The organism is Metallumcola ferriviriculae (assembly GCF_035573695.1).
Taxonomy (GTDB): domain Bacteria; phylum Bacillota; class JADQBR01; order JADQBR01; family JADQBR01; genus Metallumcola; species Metallumcola ferriviriculae.
The window spans coordinates 1,418,324-1,434,659 of the sequence record NZ_CP121694.1 but is presented as its reverse complement, the minus strand read 5'-3'; the positions used below and the strand labels follow the sequence as shown (position 1 = coordinate 1,434,659).

At 44.0% G+C, this 16,336-nt stretch carries 15 protein-coding genes; 2 read left to right on the top strand and 13 right to left on the bottom strand.

The genetic code is table 11. The features are described 5' to 3' along the window. Window positions 1-65 precede the first annotated feature (65 nt). The 8 genes from MFMK1_RS07145 to recQ all read right to left on the bottom strand — a co-directional run bounded on the left by MFMK1_RS07145 (window position 66) and on the right by recQ (window position 9,195). Window positions 66-1,037 carry an MBL fold metallo-hydrolase gene (locus tag MFMK1_RS07145; protein WP_366924432.1) on the bottom strand — a complete coding sequence of 324 codons (972 nt, stop codon included), beginning with the start codon at window positions 1,035-1,037 and terminating at the stop codon, window positions 66-68. Between the two features lie 136 nt (window positions 1,038-1,173). Continuing rightward, window positions 1,174-1,629, bottom strand: coding sequence for a tripartite tricarboxylate transporter TctB family protein (locus tag MFMK1_RS07140; protein ID WP_366924431.1), 456 nt, complete (start codon window positions 1,627-1,629; stop codon window positions 1,174-1,176). Next, window positions 1,622-3,175: a tripartite tricarboxylate transporter permease gene (locus MFMK1_RS07135; protein WP_366924430.1), complete on the bottom strand. Its 1,554-nt coding sequence runs from the start codon at window positions 3,173-3,175 to the stop codon at window positions 1,622-1,624. Before MFMK1_RS07135 ends, MFMK1_RS07140 begins: the two co-directional genes overlap by 8 nt. A gap of 96 nt (window positions 3,176-3,271) precedes the next feature. Continuing rightward, window positions 3,272-4,291, bottom strand: a complete 1,020-nt coding sequence (locus MFMK1_RS07130; RefSeq protein WP_366924429.1) for a tripartite tricarboxylate transporter substrate binding protein — start codon at window positions 4,289-4,291, stop codon at window positions 3,272-3,274. A gap of 343 nt (window positions 4,292-4,634) precedes the next feature. Continuing rightward, window positions 4,635-5,198 carry a peptide-methionine (S)-S-oxide reductase MsrA gene (locus MFMK1_RS07125; protein WP_366924900.1) on the bottom strand — a complete coding sequence of 188 codons (564 nt, stop codon included), beginning with the start codon at window positions 5,196-5,198 and terminating at the stop codon, window positions 4,635-4,637. A gap of 355 nt (window positions 5,199-5,553) precedes the next feature. Continuing rightward, window positions 5,554-6,234: a demethylmenaquinone methyltransferase gene (locus tag MFMK1_RS07120; RefSeq protein ID WP_366924899.1), complete on the bottom strand. Its 681-nt coding sequence runs from the start codon at window positions 6,232-6,234 to the stop codon at window positions 5,554-5,556. A gap of 252 nt (window positions 6,235-6,486) precedes the next feature. Beyond that, on the bottom strand, window positions 6,487-7,347 hold the full coding sequence (locus tag MFMK1_RS07115; RefSeq protein ID WP_366924428.1) for a DUF4438 domain-containing protein: 861 nt from the start codon (window positions 7,345-7,347) through the stop codon (window positions 6,487-6,489). A 66-nt stretch (window positions 7,348-7,413) separates the two neighbouring features. Then, window positions 7,414-9,195 carry a DNA helicase RecQ gene (gene recQ, locus MFMK1_RS07110; protein WP_366924427.1) on the bottom strand — a complete coding sequence of 594 codons (1,782 nt, stop codon included), beginning with the start codon at window positions 9,193-9,195 and terminating at the stop codon, window positions 7,414-7,416. Between the two features lie 259 nt (window positions 9,196-9,454). Between recQ and metA the strand changes: the two genes are divergently transcribed. After that, on the top strand, window positions 9,455-10,369 hold the full coding sequence (gene metA, locus MFMK1_RS07105) for a homoserine O-acetyltransferase MetA (protein ID WP_366924898.1): 915 nt from the start codon (window positions 9,455-9,457) through the stop codon (window positions 10,367-10,369). Between the two features lie 72 nt (window positions 10,370-10,441). Here metA and MFMK1_RS07100 read toward each other — a convergent pair whose 3' ends face one another. Further along, on the bottom strand, window positions 10,442-10,690 hold the full coding sequence (locus MFMK1_RS07100; RefSeq protein ID WP_366924426.1) for a DUF1657 domain-containing protein: 249 nt from the start codon (window positions 10,688-10,690) through the stop codon (window positions 10,442-10,444). A 251-nt stretch (window positions 10,691-10,941) separates the two neighbouring features. Then, entirely contained in the window at window positions 10,942-11,763 is an 822-nt protein-coding gene (locus MFMK1_RS07095) for a creatininase family protein (RefSeq protein WP_366924425.1), read from the bottom strand. Window positions 11,764-12,017: 254 nt separating this feature from the next. Between MFMK1_RS07095 and MFMK1_RS07090 the strand changes: the two genes are divergently transcribed. Further along, window positions 12,018-12,869 (top strand): DegV family protein, encoded by an 852-nt coding sequence (locus MFMK1_RS07090; protein WP_366924424.1) that lies wholly within the window; start codon window positions 12,018-12,020, stop codon window positions 12,867-12,869. Window positions 12,870-12,934: 65 nt separating this feature from the next. Here MFMK1_RS07090 and MFMK1_RS07085 read toward each other — a convergent pair whose 3' ends face one another. The 3 genes from MFMK1_RS07085 to MFMK1_RS07075 all read right to left on the bottom strand — a co-directional run bounded on the left by MFMK1_RS07085 (window position 12,935) and on the right by MFMK1_RS07075 (window position 16,233). Continuing rightward, a complete protein-coding gene (locus tag MFMK1_RS07085) occupies window positions 12,935-13,132 on the bottom strand; it encodes a hypothetical protein (protein WP_366924423.1) in 198 nt (65 codons plus the stop codon). Window positions 13,133-13,264: 132 nt separating this feature from the next. Continuing rightward, on the bottom strand, window positions 13,265-15,757 hold the full coding sequence (locus MFMK1_RS07080; protein WP_366924422.1) for a VIT domain-containing protein: 2,493 nt from the start codon (window positions 15,755-15,757) through the stop codon (window positions 13,265-13,267). Between the two features lie 14 nt (window positions 15,758-15,771). Next, window positions 15,772-16,233: a MerR family transcriptional regulator gene (locus MFMK1_RS07075; protein WP_366924421.1), complete on the bottom strand. Its 462-nt coding sequence runs from the start codon at window positions 16,231-16,233 to the stop codon at window positions 15,772-15,774. Window positions 16,234-16,336 lie beyond the last annotated feature (103 nt).

The following is a 16,336-nucleotide window of genomic DNA, read 5'->3' as shown; positions in this document are numbered from 1 at the left end:
TCTAAACACCCGTGTAGTACCAGTAACGCGGCTGAGCGAGCAAAAAAAACAGGCCCGATAGCCCGTTAAATTTTCGCCTGATATATAATTTTACCATCTTTTACTTCTACCTTCAGCAGTCCTTCTTGTTCGAGGTATTTAAGATGGGCATTGGCCTCTGCCGTAGCAAACCATTTCTGGGCCACAGGAAACTGTTCCCACCTGTCATAACTCATATCCCAATGCATCAGAGAGGCCACCTGATAGGCGGTTGCGCTTCCTGGCTTAAGTATTTCCATTATCTCTTGGAAGCGTTCTCGGTGATGAGCTTTTAGCTCATCCACCCGCTGACGATAATTGCTGAAAGGATCTCTATGGCCCGGCAGGACGCATTGAATCTCCATTTGGGCGACTTTATCAAGACTGTTGAAATAATCACGAATAGGGTCTTGATCATTGCCGCCCCAAAGTGAAATGTTAGGAGTAATCTCAGCTAAAAGGTGGTCTCCGGCTAAAATAATCTGTTTATCTTCGTCATAGAGGCACATATGCCCCTCGGTATGACCCGGAGTATGTACGCACCGAAAGGAATATTCCCCTGCGTTGATAAGGTCGCCTTCCTTAACGGAAATAACATTCAGACCACTGCCTGCTCCATAGTCATATCCCGGTAATGAAGATGCGGCCTGCACTTCAGTCTCCGGAATCCCATTTTGCCTGGCAAAATCCAAAAACTGCCCCCAATCTACCCCACTCCTAACCACAAAAGCATCTGGATCACCGCAATAGATACGATTCTTTTCGCCGGCTAGAGCACCAAGTAAGCCCACGTGGTCCGCGTGAAGATGGGTAATAAAAAAGTCAGTTTTGTCAATATCTACACCCAATGCTTTTAAGCCTTCCTGCATGGCGGCTAAGCATTCTTCTTGATTTAATCCTGTATCTACAATTAAATTCCTGTCAGTTGACTTAATAACATAAGAATTTATGGCTTTCAAAGGGTTTTTCGGAAGCGGTACCCTTATCCTAAAAAGCCCGGGAAATATTTCCTCCGTCAAATCATCTACCCCCTATATTTAAATTAACACATTAGGGTAATCTTATACCGCCGTAGAATTTTTGTCAATTTCTGACGTTTCTAAAAAAAGAAAAAGAGCCTCCCTGAAGGAAGGCATTGCATTGACGAGTACTGTATTAGTTTATAGCAAAAATAACTCCTTGGGGTAAGGGAATTAAAAACAAGTACTGGAAAATACCATAAAAAGTAAGGGTAATCACCACGGACAATATCACGCTAAACAATAATATCCTCATGCCGCCGACTTTACGTCGGATATGGAAATACCACATGAAAAAACTTAAGAATATTACGCTAGCTGCTGTAAAACCCAGATATTTAACACCAAAAACGTAAAAAATCATCCCCAAAGCCATTATTATGAGACGACTGATAACGGCATCGCCAAAGAAACCTTGTATCGGTTTAATTCGGGCATGTTTAACCAAATGAAGTAACGAGAGGATAATCAGAATAACACTAATTACCTGAGGAAATATCCTGCTGTCAGTTCCCAGCTCCTGCACCTCAAAAATAGCGCCAATAGCAAAGATGATTATTAGCAAAGAAAAAATAGTGTTTCTATTAACCATCAGCGGTCACCTCCCGGGTTCCATCCACAGTCTGTTCTCGTAGGCGCTCACTGTGCTTTTTGCGAAAACCAGCAACCACAGGCCATGCCGCAGAGATAATGCATAAGATTATCAGCACTAAGGAGATAGGTCTGGTGAAAAATACCACTGCAATGCTTTCTTGTGACCGAGCCAGCATTAGGGACTGTACTAATCCCTTCTCAGCAATGGGTCCTAAGATCATACCCAGCACAATGGGTCCCGGGTGAAAATCTAATCGCCGTAGAATGTAGCCAGCCAAGCCCATGGTCACCATAATAACCACATCTAACATGTTGTTTCTAATGGCATAAGACCCAATGACCGTCATAAAGGCAATTAGCGGGGCTAGATAATTGGCAGGCAAATTAATCATCCTGGCGATATGCTTTGCACCGAAAAATCCCAGCACAAACATCACCACATTGGCCACCACTAAAGATAGCAGGAATGTATAGGTAATTGCGCCATGCTGGATAAACAAGTCCGGCCCCGGGCGCAGCCCATGCAGCAATAATGCTCCCATAATCACAGCTGCCGGTGGCGCCCCCGGGATACCAAGGGTAAGCAGCGGCACTAAGGAACCACCCACTTCAGAATTATTAGCTGCTTCTGATGCCGCCACTCCTTCTAACATCCCGGTACCGAATTTCTCTGAATCTTTAGACCATCTTACTGCCTCATTATAGGAAACCAGACCTGCCACATTGCCACCAGCTCCGGGAACGATCCCTACAAAAGCACCGATGATGGCAGAACGGATAAGGAGCACCGGTTGTTTTATCAGTGCCATCATTACACTGCCGGCAACCCCCGTGCGGGATTGCAATTTGCCCACTTGCCCGCTGCCGATTTTTTTATCGGCTATCATATTGAGAATTTCCGGAATGCAGAAAAAGCCAATCAATGCCACAATCAATTCAATCCCACCCTGCAGCTGGTAAAAGCCAAAGGTATAGCGCATTTCGCCGCCGATTGGCGCTAAACCAACGGTGGATACAAGCAGGCCCAAGGCACCACCGATTAGGCCTTTTAAGATGGATTTGGCCGCTAATGTTGAAATTATGGTTAGACCAAATATAGCCAGCCAAAAATACTCGGGCGGGCCAAATTTAAGAGCAACCTCTACCAATAATGGTGCCAGAAATATCAACACTAAAGCACCGATTACACCACCTACGCCAGAACTAAAAGCGGCAGCAACTAAAGCATGCTCTCCTTTTCCTTTTTGCGCGAGTGGGTAGCCGTCAAAGGTGGTAGCAATTGCCGAGGGGGTGCCCGGCGTGTTAATAAGAATGGCAGAAATACAGCCGCCATAGATTGCCCCAACATAAATACCACCAAGTGTCATCAACCCTGTGGCCGGGTCCATAATAAAAGTAAAGGGAACAAGTACTGCCAGAGCCATGGTAGCAGTGAGGCCCGGTAATGCTCCCACCACGATGCCCACCGCTACCCCCAGGGTCATCAACATGAAATTATATAAATTGAATATGTGCCCCAGTGCTCCGGCAAAGTTTTCAACCACAATGGCTCTCTCCCTTTTTCAAAAAGTCAATTAACGAACAGCTCAAAGCTATGCGCATTGAAGTGCAAGGCCTCATTCCTGCAGTTGATGTGATTATTAAGGCAGGTTAAGTTCCTTTAACAGCTTGGTATATTCCAGCTGCTTCTTATTAATATGCTCCTGAGCTGCCACTGCGTCCAGCCGCAGCGGTACAAAGCCCTGCTCTATCATTTGCTTACGAACACTTTCATTGTTCATAACCCTGACAAATGCGTCCTCCAAAACTTTCTTAACTTCATCCGGAGTTTCCGGCGGTACCGCAGCACCACGGTCAATACTGGGTGTCATACTATAGCCCAGTTCAATAAAAGTAGGCACATCCGCTAAAGCCTCAAAACGCTCATCGGAGCCAAGACCCAGAACCTTTATCCTATCCTTATGAGTCACTAAGTCATTGGAATTGGCAAAGAGAGCATCAGTATGCCCGCCCAGAAATTGGCTTACCGAAGGAGCCGCTCCGGTGGATGGCACATAATTAAACTCAATACCCGCCAAGGCCTCTAGCTGCAGCAGGGCAATATGGTGACCGCTCCATTTACCGGAGCCGCCTACAGTCACCTTACCGGGATGCTCTTTAGCATAGTTAACCAAGTCCTCTAAAGTATCAAATGGACTGTCCTTAAGCACCGCCAAGCCAATAGGCGTACCCTGGAAAATTGCGATTGGTTTAATCTGCTCAGTAGTATAACCGGCATTATCTCTGGCAATGGGCTGGAGAATTATGTGCGGAATGTTAATACCGCTGATGGTATAACCGTCGGCCTTAGCATGCATCAGTTCTGTCCAACCCAGTGCACCACCGCCACCAGGCTTATACTGAATTACAATGGAAGTGCTCAAAAACTCCTCAAGTAAGGGCTGCTGTCGCCGTGCCTCTACATCCGACTGTCCACCCGGATTAAACGGGATAATATAAGTGACCGGTCTAGTAGGAAAGTCCGGTTTTTGGTCCTCCTCGGTTACTTTGTCTGCCACACTCTTCTTTTCATCCGCCACCTGCTCACCGCCGCAGCCAACTACCATCACCATGGCTAACAGCAGTACGAATAAAACCGATAAGCATTTCACTTGCCGCATAAATATCCCCCTATAATAAGATTTTTGTGGTAACCGAACGATGCACATCCTCCACATAGAATAATAATATTCACCATCAATAAACCTGTGACAAAAGGATCACATATTTTTTTTACTAACGTGAGAGTGATCGGGTTATCGTTTGTGGCAAATATTAGCAATAAGAGCAAATAGAGGTGAAAAAAAGCATTCTGGAATCAGAATGCCTTAAGCTCAGCGGGCCGTCAAAAGTGACCTATGTAGATTTCAGTTACCAAAGACGGGCTGCCCGCAAATAAGGGACAGCCCGTCTAAGTCCTTACAGTTTAAGTAAACAGTTTAAGTTCTTATATACCGCTAATTTTTATAATCTCTGCAAAACTTGGTTTTTATAACCGGCCACAATATTTAGAAGTTTTTCTTTACCCTGAGGGGTTAGGCCATAACTATCCACCTCTCCCCGCAATTTCTCAAAGGAACCGGTACCTTTTACATAACCATTGATCCGGGCCGCAGCAGTGGAATTAATAAAGTCATCTACTCGAGGGTAAAACTTGCTAAACTCCTTCATTAAATCCCTGATTAGCTGTAAATAGTACTTTTGATGATAGGCCTCTGCACGGTAAAATTCTCCAGCGGCTCTAATCTTTGTTTTTACAACTTTACCCTTTTGTTGTTCCAAAAATACTTTATCAGCTTCTATATCTTGTAACTGCTTCTCGCTGTGATAAAACACTATGGACATATACTGCCTGGACCATGGCTGCCGAGATGGATTATGGCTGCGCCAAAAAACTTCCAGCAATTCCTTATAGGATACTTGTCCGGGGTCAAAATCAACTTCCAGCGTTTCTGTATGGTCACCCATCCTGTGGTAGGTGGGATTTGCTTTTGTACCGCCTGCATAGCCAACACGAGTACGATAAATGCCGCTTATCAGCCCGAACCGGGCGTCAGGCCCCCAAAATCAGCCCAAAGCAAAGGTCGCGGTTTTCAAGTTATCAGGGATAGCTCTATCAATAGGGGGCAGCGACATGCCGCATTTACCTTCGTTTCTGTTAATGTGCGTCATTTAATTACCTCTTTCTTTGATTTATGTCTTGACATAGTATTTGTCTCAAGACTTGTTTTTACACAAATTTTGCTTCAGGGAAGCCTACCAGTTGCTTATTCACTCTTGTGCCCTAGTGCTATCCCAAGGCGGCTAAAAGAAACACCGCTTCAGAGCCATCCAGCTCAAAAGCGGTGTTCGTCTTTTCCTTACCCGCATTACTCTCACCCTCTTATTGGTTAGGTTTCCTGCCTTCCACCAGCGCCACCACGCCACCGGCCAGGTTCTTATAGCCCGTTTCCACAAGGCCTGCCTTACGGAATATTTCCACCAGCTCCCACTGAGGCGGAAAAATTTTAGCAGAATCGTGCAGATAATCATAAGCGCCTTTATTTCCGCCCCAAAGTTTACCCATCGCCGGAATCACCTTGTCAAAAAAGAGCCAATATGCCTGCTTGAACACCGGTGCTGTGGGCTGAGCCATATCCAATGACACAACCTTACCCCCGGGCTTGACCACCCGATTCATTTCCTTAACTACAGTTAATATATCTGGAACATTACGAAGCCCCCAGCCAACTGTGGCACAATCAAATGTATTATCAGGAAAAGGCAGTTCCATAGCATTCCCCTGCATAAATTCAATTATATTGTTGAGTTGAAAACCCTGAATGTTTTTACGGGCCACAGCCAGCATGTTTTCAGAAAAATCCAAGCCGGTTACTTTTCCTGAAGAGCCTGCTGCCCGGGCTTGTTCCATGCTAAGCATACCTGTCCCGCAGCAAATGTCCAAACCCTGCCCGCCATTTTCAAGCTCGGCACGGCGTACTGCCAGTTTGCGCCAGGATTTATCCATGCCAAAAGTCATTAATGTATTCATCAAATCATAACGTCGGGCAATGGAATTAAACATGTCCCGCACAAATTTTTCTTTGTTGTCCTTATTGGGTAAAGCGAACAAAGCTACTCCCCCTAGATGTAAAAAGAATTATACGATACTATTTTATCTGCTTAGAGCTCCTTAAGCAACAACAAAAAATCACTTTTGCCGCTCCCATATCAAGAGACTCGGAGCTACTACATCGATGGAGTGCAATTCCGTTTGCGCGTTCCATTTAAAAAATTGGCCCCAGCGGAGGCCAACCTTCTTGTTATTTCTTCTAATTTAAATATTTAAGTACTTTGCAATATTTGCGTTTTCATCATTCACTCCGTCAATAACGCCAGCCTTCTTACAAGTCATAATGGTAGTAATTCCGGGACCATGACCCATTTTAACACAATCGCTATGAACAACTACGCCTATAGACACTGCACCTTTTAAGAAGCCCCGACCAAAACTGTTATCACAATCCTGCAGTAATACTAAGTCCCCAAACTTCAACTGGTCCAATCCATATTTCTTCACTTCTTCTTTATCACCGGTCATGATATCGTAATCGCCTTTGTAGGCGCTGGGCGCTCCAATACCGGAACCCATCAGATGAGCCGGAGCTGTAGCCGCCACAGGCACCCGAATTTTACTGCCCTGTTCGGTAATTCCTATCTTTAAAAGCAAGTCCGGGTCAATATTCATCACCTTTACCTCAGAGTGGTCACTGAGCTCTAAGCCTTGGCCACAGGCTTTAATTAATATCTTGTCCCCGACAGACATCATCTCCATATCGGCCTGCTTAAAATATACTAAGACATGCTCAACACCACCATGACCGCCGGTAACAAACCCCTTGGCACCTTTGGCATCACCAGAGATTACCCTAGCCTCATTACCTATACAGGAAAGAAGGTGCAATGCTGCATTTTCCTTATCATTAGAATTGCGCATTGTGACCCCCGGCTCAATATGGTCCCCGGCCCAGCCAAATGCTGGATCACCCAGCTTTACATTATAGGTAATGCCGCCGGTTGCCGGCAACACATAAGGTATACCTTCATGACTGATACGATATGGGTATCCGGAAAGTGGATGCTGGATACTGCCTTGTACTGACTGGATCACCACTTTTGTTTGGTTAGTTTTAAGCATATTCTTCCCCCTAAATTTCCGATTCAAGTTTGCATTGCTTCCTGCTGGTAATGTATGCATTCTCCCCTAGTTTTCATCCCCAGCCAAGTAACTATTGATTGCTTGGACAAATTGTGCACCATACTTTTCCAGCTTATACTCCCCCACCCCTTTGATGCCTGCTAGGCTATGCAAATCCTGAGGACACTTTTCACTCATTTCCCGCAGGGCACCATCAGGAAAAACTACATAAGGCGGTACCTTTTCTTTGGTGGATAATTCTTTACGCAGGCTGCGCAATATCTCAAATAAGTTATTATCCACCTCTCTTGTCGCTTTCTTCTTAGGTACCCGCCGGTACACCTTTTCTTCATTTTTCAGCACCGCAAGAGACTCCTGGCGCAGTCTGAGTACAGGATACTGCCCCCCGGTCATAGTAAGGTATCCTTCCGCCACCATTACATTAATCATGTTTTTGATCTCTTTTTCTGTATATGACCGCATTATGCCGTATGTCGTCAGTTTATCAAACCCAGATTGCAGTACTTTTCGGTTTTTTGACCCTTTTAAAACCTGAGCCACTAAAGTGGTGCCGAATCTCTCACGCATTCGCACTACACAAGAGATTATTTTTTGAGCATCTAAAGTAATATCCACATAATCGGTTTCATCGTTACAATTACTGCAGTTATCACAACTTGGGGGGGCATCCCTCTCACCAAAATAGTTTAAGATGTATTTACGTAAACAGCGTTGGCTATGGCAATAATCAACCATAGACTGCAGTTTTTGATATTCGTTATTCTGCCTTTCTTCGGCCCTGGTATTCTGTTCGATAAGAAACTTCTGGATAGAAACATCCCGTGGCTCAAAGAGTAGAATACACGCGCTGGGCTCACCATCTCTTCCTGCACGACCCGCTTCCTGATAATATGCCTCCATGTTTTTAGGCATATTGTAGTGAATAACGTATCGTACATTGGACTTATCAATCCCCATGCCAAAAGCGTTGGTTGCTACCATAACGTGGATATCATCATAAAGAAAAGCTTCTTGGCTCTCTTCTCTTTCAATATCGGAAAGTCCGGCATGATACCTTCCTGCACGATAGCCGCGTCTTGTAAGTTCCCGCCATAGTCCATCCACTTCCTTGCGGGTGGCTGCATAAATGATCCCCGATTTCCCTATGTTATCCTGCATATGATTTAAGACAAAGTCCCTTTTACTAACGCCTTTCATCACCGAGAAACTTAAATTTTTACGGTCAAAGCCCGTAATGAATATGTCAGGCTGCCTTAACAATAAAAGCTTGATTGCATCTTCCTTTACTTCTTTAGTAGCCGTGGCAGTAAAGGCGGCAATAACCGGTCGGGGTAATTGTTCCCTAATAACGGAAGAAATTGCCCGGTAACTTGGACGAAAATCATGCCCCCATTGAGAAACACAGTGAGCTTCGTCCACAGCTAATAACGAGAGTTGCACAGATTGTAATAACTCCCGAAAACGTTGGGACTCCAGTCTTTCTGGTGCGACATAAATAAGTTTAAAGTATCCCTCTCTGGCTTTTTGTAACCGTTCTTCAATCTGCCCATAGTTAAGAGAGCTGTTAATATATGCAGCCGATATCCCGGCTTCATTCAAGCTGTCTACCTGGTCTTTCATCAGTGATATTAACGGAGAAATCACCAACGTGACTCCCGGAAGAAGCTGCGCCGGCACCTGAAAGCAGACAGATTTTCCGGCACCGGTAGGCATAATGGCAAAAGTATCTTTACCATCAAGAATACTTTTAATTATTTCTTCCTGTCCTTCTTTAAATGTCTCAAATCCATAGTGTTTCCGTAAAATTTGCTTTGCTTTATCCAACAATTGCTATTCCCCCGTGATTGCGCCCTATGTAGCAGCATGTATTTTAATCATTCCCCTCCGTCTAGAGCGGCCTACCACTTTAGATAAGTAAAAATGGTACACATATTTTGTTCACCGTTAGAAACCCAAAACCCTTTATGAAAAATTTGTGTCCCCCTGCTGTTTAACATTTTAAACGGGGTACAAATGATAATTAGTAGTAAAATCATTGCATTCCATATATAATAGTATTTAAAAAACGCTTCAGGAGGGGAGTATGGTGCCAATTATTATACCTCAAACCTTACCAGCAGGAAAAATATTAGAACAGGAAAACATTTTTATTATGAATGAAAGCCGGGCGGTTCATCAGGATATTCGCCCTCTAAAATTAGCGATTCTGAACCTAATGCCGACAAAAATACAGACGGAAACCCAGCTGCTGCGCCTGTTGTCCAATTTTCCCATTCAAATAGAAATTGACCTTTTAGCCACTAAAACCTATAAATCAACACACGCGCCCAAAGGTCATCTGGAAAACTTTTATACAAATTTTGAAGAGGTAGATAATAAAAAATATGACGGGATGATAATCACAGGTGCCCCGGTAGAGCATCTTGATTTTGACGAAGTGAAATATTGGCAGGAGCTTGAAAAAGTGATGGATTTTGCGGCTAAAAACGTGTATTCCACCCTGCACATTTGCTGGGCAGCCCAGGCAGCTCTTTATTTCCACTTTGGCATTCCTAAATATGAACTGCCGGAAAAAATGTTTGGGGTCTTTCCTCATCGGGTATGTAATCAACAGCACCCATTAACCAGAGGTTTTGATGATCTTTTCCATGTACCTCATTCAAGATATACCGAAGTGCGGCGTGAAGATATCGAAAAAGTCCCGGAATTAGAAATCCTTGCCGAGTCCGAAAGGGCAGGTGTCTACTTGATGGCAACTAAAAACAGGAGGCTGGTATTTCAAACCGGTCACCCAGAATACGACCCATACTCACTGAGAAAAGAATACGAAAGGGATATTTCCCAAGGGAAGAAAATTAATGTACCCGAAAATTATTTTCCCGAGAACAACCCAAAAAAAGAGCCCTGGGTAAGCTGGCGTTCTCACGCCAATCTGCTTTATGCCAACTGGCTTAACTACTTCGTCTATCAGGAAACGCCGTATAATTTGGAAGATATTTAGCCGGATGATAACTTTTTTAACCAGTTAATGCTGAACGCACCGTGAGAACGATGCGTTCAGCTGGTTTTACCACTATTTTTTTGTTAGTTGTTGCGGCTGTTGCTGTTGTTGCTGCTGTTGCATTTTATAAGAGGGTTCTTGCTGCTCAACATAATTTATTCTGCCGCTGAGGCTTTGGGCAATACCACCCAGCTGCTGTGAAAGGTTAGCAAATTCCTGTTTGGCGTTTTTGTCTTGGGTTTCCAGAGCGAAGGTATCAAGACTAGCTTTGGCACTTTCAATGCTAGACAAAGCGGTGTGCATTTTAGTTCCAACAGTCATTTAATTTTCTACCTCCTTTCAAAATTTAAGGTTTATGCGCTTACATTTTCTATTCTTCTCTCAGAACCAAGCATTTACCCGATTAAGTATTAGACATTAATTGAAGATATCACCAAAAATTAAATTGATTGCTTAAACGATAAACTAATGTTTTATCGCGTCTAGGTAGATTTTAGGATGTTTTTATGTTAAATATTTTTAAAAAAGGTAGGAGGTGCACCGCCGTTGTACCCCCTTACTTTGCTCACATGCTATTTTTTGGCTGTATTGCCAATAGGCCCTTGATAATTCTTCAGGTGATTGATGAAATCAACGAGTCTGTCAACCATGTAATCATGATATTTTTTACCCTTTTTCGTTGATGCCTTCATTGAAGGGGAAAATGATCCTGACGGCGCAAATTTTTTCTGCTCGTAGCTGTTCCAGGGCATATTAATTGTATCCCCTGATGGACCAAGCAGATCTTCCGCCACCAACGGTGAAAATATTGATGCCAGGTCTACTACCTCTTCAGTAAGTTTATCCTCCTTGACTAAACCAGGGAACTTATGCATAACGTGAGAAATCTCCAGCTCACCAGCATGATGTTCTTTGAAATCTTTGATTTCTCCTGCTATCCCCTTGGCTATATGCATCGGGTCGGCAATCGCCAAAATCACCTCAGGCAGTTCAAACTCACGAATATTCTTACAAGCGGTTTCCAGCGCGGCCAAGTTAGCACCTTTGTGGCCGTTAATGATCAACACTTTTTTAAAGCCGTGTCTCGCTAGGCTACGAATCACATCTTTGACCACGTTAATCAAAGTCTCCGTACTTAAGGATACAGTACCCGGAAAAGCCAGATGATGCACCGAATCACCAAACCATAACGGCGGCGTACTTAAAACATTGGTACGTTTAGCAGTATCTTCTGCCAAAGCAATAGCGGCATAGCTATCTACCCCTAAGGGCCCGGCCGGGCCGTGCTGTTCGAGGCTTCCCACGGGGAATATCGCGATATCATCTTCTTTTAAATATTCCTCCACATCCTCCCAGGTTAGTTCGTTTAACCAGATACTTTTCAAGTTTTCCACTAAGCTGTCATCCCCTTTTCTATCCAGTAATTATGGAATTATTACATATTGTATTTCTAATTTTTTTGTTATTCACCTTTTATTATGTGACATAATTTATGATTGATACTTTTGCCCTTACTGCATAGAAATATAGTGTGAGTATAATATTTTTCTTTTCCTATGTGCGAAATATACGTACCTGAAATATTTTACCTTCAACTGTTGGGCGAAATATGTTATAAATAATTTAACTACTAATAAGGAGCTTATCTATGAATAAAATCGCATTGGTTACCGACAGTACAGCTGATTTACCCAAAGATTATGCTTCACGTCTTAACATTAATGTAGTACCGTTGAAAATATTGTTTGGTCAAGAAGCGTATCTTGATGGCGTAGACCTTACGCCCGACCAATTTTTTAGCAAACTGGAAACATCGCCGATATTGCCTCAATCTTCCCAACCATCGCCGTCACAGTTTGCTGCAGTATACGAATCTTTATTAAAAAAATACTCAGACATCATTTCAATCCATGTCTCCAGTAACCTTAGCGGCACCATCAATAGCGCCCTAGCAGCAAAGGAAAAGCTACAAGCAAAAATCCATATTGTCGATTCTGCATCAGTAACCCTGGGCATTGGGCTGCAGATTGCTGAAGCGGTTCAATGTATTAAGGACGGCCTGGATGCCCCGACCATCATAAAAAGAATATCTAAGGCAAGGCAAAATACCGAGGTGCTTTTTGCTTTAGACACATTGAAATACCTTACCAAAGGAGGAAGGGTAGGGAAACTTTCCGGTTTGGCAGGTTCAATCCTAAATATAAAGCCTATTGGGCGCATCAGTGAAGACGGCAATCTCGCCCCCTTCTTAAAAGCTCGGAGTCAAAGAAAAGCACTGGACAGCATGGTTAAAAGTTTTAAAGAATTTTCTCATGAAAGAAAGACAAAGGCAGTAAGAATAGCGGTCGGCCACGCCCGGGCAGCAGATTCCGCCGTTAAACTAAGAGAATCCTTGGAGAATTTATTTGGCGTTAAGACCACTATCTTTACCGAAGTTGGCTCAGTGGTAGGTACCCACGCCGGCCCCGGTACAGTTGGTGCCGCAGTTCAGTACGAGTAGAGCAGTCAGAAAGACACAAAAAAACCCCGAAATTAATTCGGGGGGCAGCGAAAGCTATATGAACATTAATCTTTAAAATGTTGCCTTTCCTTTTCTTCAATGTATTCCCTTTTTCCCGCAGAAAGTTGACTTATATTCTGGTCAAAACTCAGTGGCCCTTCTTCACCATCATGGAGCGTATAAACAGGCTCCTCCGACCCGGGAACTAATTCTTCCCCGGGTATCCCCTGGGCCTCCAACCTTTTACGCTTATTATCATCCATTGCGATTACCTCCTTTTGATATATCCTCTGCTGTTAGCATTAGTAAGTACTTTTTGCTTTATACAAATAAGTGACACCTCTTGGTGTCAGGCACCAAGAGGTGTCACTTATTTGTCGTCCCATCAAACATTCTCAGCTGCCTATCCGTTCCGGCAGCTTTTGCTTTACCAGATCAATGTATTGCCATGCCAGCCCCGAGCACAATTTGCTGTCATAATCAGGTAGAGACATTTTACTGAAAAATGCATAGGCAGTATCAGGGAGCAATTGAACTTTGATTTCTTCTCCTTCAATGTACTTCACTTCTTCGGAATCAATCATATTCTGTAAGTAATCAGAGCCAACTTCAAGTACCTTGCTGCGTATGACACTATTTATTTCGTTGGCCAAGACCCCATAAACAGCTGTAGATCTCAATGCAAAAAGCGTCATTGCATAGGTCTTGAGATGCTCTTGCTCTTTTCTATCCCATGCGGTCTCCGCAACCTTCAGCAGATATTTAACTGCCTTACGCAGCTGCCGTTTGTAAAGCCCCTTATTAGTAGATATCACCAACGCTGCCACTGCCAGGGCCGTGGTTCCTACCTTTTTAAGGTCATCGTCGTCCTCTCCGTCAATAAAACTTCCGTCTGCCCGCTGGCTTAAGGCAAGCTTACGTAAAGTATCCTCTATACCGGACTCATTTCTTTCAATATCTTCATATATTTCCGTATCAAATTCTGGTACACTTCTTTCTGAAATTGAAGGCGAAACACACTGATAAATAACTTCGTTAAAGCTTGTATCTTCACACATTACTTTATCCAATGATACCTCACCATAACTATCATCAAACATTCCCCAACCTCTAGGGGCAGCTACCGGCATCACCACTGTTTCCGGAAACCCCTTAGCTTTAGTCTTGCGTTCATGTACCGCCACAAATGAAGTCAGCGAGGAGCCGATACCGCAATCAATAGAAAGATCAATGATTTCTTGCTTGACTGTATCCTCCCGGCGGGGATTGACGTGGAGCAGGGTATCTTCCAAGAATTTAATCTTTCCCGCTGCCCAAAACTTTTCTAAATAGCTAAAACGAATATCCTGTGATACTTCACTTAAATTCACCAAGGTTCTACACTCTTCTCCCTGCACTTTCCCCTTAATGGAGATATCACCAGTCAATTTACCCTGGTACTTGGCGGTAACTAGCAGCGGCTCCATATCAAATAGCCTGGGAAGTGTATCCGGGTAGACATCAGAAACCACAAGCTCTCCCCAGTCAATTTCTACATCTTCGACAATGGGAGAATTAACCCGGGCAAACTGGCGCAGAACCTTATCTTCTATGCGCTCACCCGGGAAGATAAACTCAGGTTTACCGCCGGCCACCCGGGCCAGTTCATTGATAAAAAATTCGTTGACTGCAGTGTCGACGCCAAAGGTAAAGATGGTGTTTCTGCCCCGCTGCTTTTTGACATAGCCCAATATTTCCTTTTCATTGCCCACTTGCCCGTCAGTGAGTAGGAGAATATGGGACCCTTCCCGGGCACTGTTTGACAATGCGTATCTGATGGGTTCAAAAATCTCCGTACCACCCAGGCACTGCAGGTTGTTGATCCAGTGGCTCGCCCGATCTAAGCTCTTTTGGTTAAAAGACACACTCCCATCCCGGGAGAAACACCGGTACTGATCATCGAAGGCGATAATGTTGAAACTATCCAAATCAGAAAGGTTGCGCAAACACAAATTCAGTGCATCCTTAGCCTGCTGGAGTTTAACCCCCGCCATAGAACCAGATATGTCGATAAGAAAAATATAATCCTTCCCTACTTCTTCTTGAGGTACTGCTAAGTCAGGTACAAAGCTAAGTAAAATATATCCTGAGTCATCTTTTTGGTAAACCATGCCTTTGGCAGAACTTTCTTCAGTGCATTGGCATGCTATTATAATATCCCTGTCCAAGGCGCAGTGCCCTTGGGATAGATACACCTTAACTTTATCCCCTTCGCTTTCTTCCACTTCGATCTCATGAGAAGGTGATATCACTTCGTCCAACGGTTTAGGCGGATCTATCAATATTGCAATATCCAGGGTATAATCCACATCGCCTATTGGCGGCGTAATAAAATCTGCATTGGGGACCCTGTCTGTCGGCGGGACAGTACCCAACCCCTGACGCTTACCTGCCGGTACACCCGGAATATAACGTGGTGCCACAACAGTTGGAATAGTCATCCTTATCTCCCGGTCAACAAAGCTAAGCTCTTGGAGATAGGCTAAAGTCACTGTGATCTTATCACCGGGCTGCACCTGCCCTAGGGAAATTTGAAAGATATTGGGGCGATACTGTTCTACCAATAACGCCGAATCTCCCCTGCGTACGGCATCATTATAAACTTTAAACGCCTCTGCCTTCTCCCTGATCTCAGACTTTATCTCTGCATCCCCAACCGTTGCCTCAAAACCTGTCACCACAGCATTATCCGGCAATGGAAAAGTGTAAATAACTTCTAGGTCCCGATTACCCTTGTTTTCATAAACCTGAGTAACAGAAAACTCCCCCACCATTCCTGACACATCGCCCTCAAGTTTCACCGCTTGCAGCGGGAGTTCATTTTTTACATTCTCTCTTTTCAAGACCATACCATCCCCTCCTTTTATTTCTCTTCCACAATTAGCTTACGGACGTGGATGTTAATACTCTTTACCAGCTCAGGGTAATCCTGATAAACCTCTTCTGGTATACTTATTTCAATCCCTAATCCGGGCTCCAACTTCAAATACCGTAAAGCTTCCGGGGGTTTAGGTTTAGGCACCTCTTGTGGGGGTACTGCCTCGCTTATCATCACGTGACGTTCCGCTTTTAAAGAAGCGATCTTTTCCTTTACTTCAGCAAAAGAAAGCTGCGCAAGACCCTTTTTAATCCTGTCTAAAGGCAAATATTTCTGCTGCATCAGCTTAATCAACTCAATTCGTGCCAAATGCTCCTCATTATAGTGGCTGTTTACCCCGGCACCTTCAGCAGGGGGGAGCAATCCCTTGCCGATATAGTAGTGAATAGTCCTCCGGGTAACCCCTGCCTTTTCTGCTAACTCGCCGATTTTATATTTATCATCCATTTCTACCCTCCTCTTTCCAAATTTGGTAACATTATCTTAACACCGTTACGCATCGGTGTCAAGTTAGTGTTGAGTTACTGGGAATTGCATTCGTTCCTTTTTT